The 3,052-nt window shown below is 73.1% G+C and carries 3 protein-coding genes; all 3 read right to left on the reverse strand.

All coding sequences use genetic code 11. The features are described 5' to 3' along the window. Nucleotides 1-132: 132 nt before the first annotated feature. The gene (locus tag QL983_RS10815; RefSeq protein WP_020627046.1) at nt 133-660 is read right to left on the reverse strand and encodes a hypothetical protein; all 528 of its coding nucleotides are present in this window, start codon (nt 658-660) and stop codon (nt 133-135) included. A gap of 11 nt (nt 661-671) precedes the next feature. After that, nucleotides 672-1,262: a DinB family protein gene (locus QL983_RS10820; RefSeq protein ID WP_073117348.1), complete on the reverse strand. Its 591-nt coding sequence runs from the start codon at nt 1,260-1,262 to the stop codon at nt 672-674. 98 nt (nt 1,263-1,360) lie between these two features. Next, entirely contained in the window at nt 1,361-2,905 is a 1,545-nt protein-coding gene (locus QL983_RS10825) for an alanine/glycine:cation symporter family protein (protein WP_122054768.1), read from the reverse strand. Nucleotides 2,906-3,052: the final 147 nt, after the last annotated feature.

Below are 3,052 nucleotides of genomic sequence, written 5' to 3' on the forward strand. Positions count from 1 at the left end.
CGCCACCCTCTCCCCGCTGCCCCCTCCCCACCGCTTTGCGGGCCGAATGCGACGCTCCCGTGCCCGATTCAGGGGCTCATCCGTCGGATTCGGCCCACAAAGTGCTCGGCCGGGCCGCCCGGTGCCGGCCGGTCACCAGAGCAGCTGGTCCCCGCGGATCTGCGTCTGGAGTCCGTCGATGCGCCCGAGCACGGAGACCTGCAGCAGGGCCGGCCAGGCGTGCACCACGAGCCCCAGGGCCACCGCGACCACGCCCCAGACCAAATGCCCGACGGCCGCCAGCGCCACGCCCGCCACCGCGTGCAGACCCGCGGAGGCGGCGTGGCTGACGAGGGAGCCCACGGCGGCGGTGCGGATGCGCCGCAGGTCGGCCCGGCCGGTGATGCGGCGGCTGATGGCCGCGTTCCAGCCGACGGCGCCCAGCTGCCGGGAGAGCCAGTCGGTGCGGACCCGGCGGGCGAGATCGCGCCAGCGCGTGTCCCGCCTCCACGGCCGGTCCACGAGCTGCCGCGAGGGCTCCCCGTAGAACGGGCCGAACCCGAAGGTCCCCACCGTGAGCACGCCGACGAACAGCCCCGGCGCCGTCGGCGCCATCAGCACGAAGGCGGACATCAGGGCGGCGACGGTGAGGGCCAGACCGGCGAGCGAGCGGGGAGTCATCACCGCGGACGCTAGCGCACCGGGCCCGCACCCCGGGCGATCCCCTCGAGCCGCCGCACGTGCGCGGCCCACCGCTCGGCGTCCCAGCCGGGCAGGTTGTCCCCGGGGCCGCGCAGGCCGGCCTGCCCGTCGATCCCCTCGCGCAGGATGTCGGCGTGGCCGGCATGGCGGGCCGCGTCGAGGGCCACGTGGGAGAGGATCTGCGCCAGAGTCACCTCGGCCAGGTGCGCGGGCCACCAGGGGACCCGCCCCCGCGCGTCGAGGACGAGGGCCTCGATGGTCGCGTCCGCGTGCGCGAAGCATCGCCGCGCGTAGTCGAGGACGTCCTCGAGGGTCTCGTCCTCGGCGGCGAACAGGTCCGCGCCGTCCTCCTCGCCCACCCCCGGCGCGTCCCAGGGCAGGAGGATGCCGGCGGGGCGGCCGAAGACCTCGCCGAAGTACTCGAGCTCGCACGTGGCCGCGTGCTCGAGCAGGCCCAGCAGGTTGGTGCCGGTGGGGGTGCGGGGCAGGCGGACCTCCCGCTCGGGCAGGCCGTCCAGCTTCGCGAAGAGGGCGTCGCGCTGCCGGCGCAGCCCCTGATGGAGGATCTCCTTGTGGTCCATGGGGTGAGCCTGCCGGGATTCAGGCCGCGCGGACGGCCCTGGCCCGTGGCCCGACGTCGTCGCGGACGTCCGGCGCCCCGGGCCGCCGTCGTCGGTCCTCAGCCCTCCCGGCGCGGGACCACGGTGATGGCCCGGGTGTCCGGGGCGGTGTCGGCGACGTGCTCCATGGCGCGGTCGAGGTCGCCGGTCTGCTGGTACGCCGCGTGGATCTGTTCCCACAGGTGGGCGTTGCGGACGCCGATGGCGGCCGGGTCCAGGACGGGGTCCTGGCCGGCGCGGCGCTGGCGGTCGTAGTCCTTGAGCAGGCGGATGGCCACGGGGCTCAGGAGCACGAGCGCGAGGATGTTCACCCACGTGTACAGGCCCACACCGAAGTCCGCAAGGGACCACACGAACGCGGAGGTCTGCACGGAGCCGATGACCATGGAGGCGGCCAGCAGCAGGCGGGCGGCCGCGATGCAGATGCGCTGCGCCTTCTTGTTCGGGATCAGGTACGCGAGGTTCGTCTCGGCGTAGAACGCGAAGGACAGCAGCGTGGTGAAGGCGAACAGGAACACCGCCACGGCCACGAAGGACGGACCGAAGGACGGCAGGACGACGTCGATGCCGATCTGCACCCAGGCCGGGCCCTCCTCGACGCCGGGCAGATGCTCCACGATCGGGGGGCCCTCACCCGTGCCCAGCACGTTGAAGCTGTTCGTGGCGAGGATCATCAGGCCGGTCATGGTGCAGACGAACAGGGTGTCCACGTAGGCGGAGAACGCCTGGGCCAGGCCCTGCTTCACGGGGTGGGAGACGTGGGCGGCCGCCGAGGCCTGGGCACCCGAACCGGTGCCGATCTCGGTGGAGTACACGGCACGGCGCACGCCCCACGCGACGGCGGCGCCGAGGATGCCGCCGTAGACCGAGTCCAGGCCCAGCGCGCTGGAGAAGATCAGCCCGAACATCGCGGGGACCTGCTGCCACATGAGTCCGACGACGAGCAGCCCCACCAGGATGTACGCACCGGCCATGAACGGGACCACGAGGCCCACCGTGCGGCCCAGGCGGTGCATGCCGCCGAACACGATCACGCAGAACAGCACGGCCATCCCGAGACCCACCCACAGCGGATCCCAACCCCATGCCTCGGTCGTGGCGGCGGTGACGGCGTTGGCCTGGATCTGCGGGCCGGTGAAGACCGTCGCGAACACGGTGGCCGCGGCGTACGCGACCGCCAGCCACCGCCAGTTCCGGCCGAGCCCCTCGAGGATGTAGTACGCGGGCCCGCCGCGGTACTCGCCGCGGACCTTGTGCTTGTAGAGCTGCGCCAGCGAGCTCTCCACGAGCGCCACGGGGGCGCCGAGGATCGCCGTCACCCACATCCAGAACAGCGCGCCCGGGCCGCCCAGGTAGATCGCGGCCGCGACGCCCGCGATGTTGCCGACCCCGATGCGCCCGCCCAGGGCCATGGCGAACGACTGGAACGAGCTGATCCCCGCCGACGACGATCCTCCCCTGACCAGCTGGCCCACCATGTCCCTGAGCAGCCGCACCTGGGGAGCCGCCATGCGGATCGTGAAGTACAGGCCCAGGGCGAGGAGCCCGACGACCATGGGCAGGCTCCACATGATCGAGTTGGCGGCGGTGACGAACTGCTCCATGGTCACTTCCCAGGTCGCGGACAGGATCCGTGCACTCCATCACATTCGGGCCACCTCGGGCACCCCTGAGCCCCCCGGGGGGTCTGTGTGGGACCGGCAGGGTCGGCCGGCCAGACACGCCGTGCCGCCCCCGCACCGGCTCACCCC

Origin of the sequence: Micrococcus sp. APC 4021 (assembly GCF_030407635.1) — a bacterium.
In the GTDB taxonomy this organism is placed as follows: domain Bacteria; phylum Actinomycetota; class Actinomycetes; order Actinomycetales; family Micrococcaceae; genus Micrococcus; species Micrococcus luteus.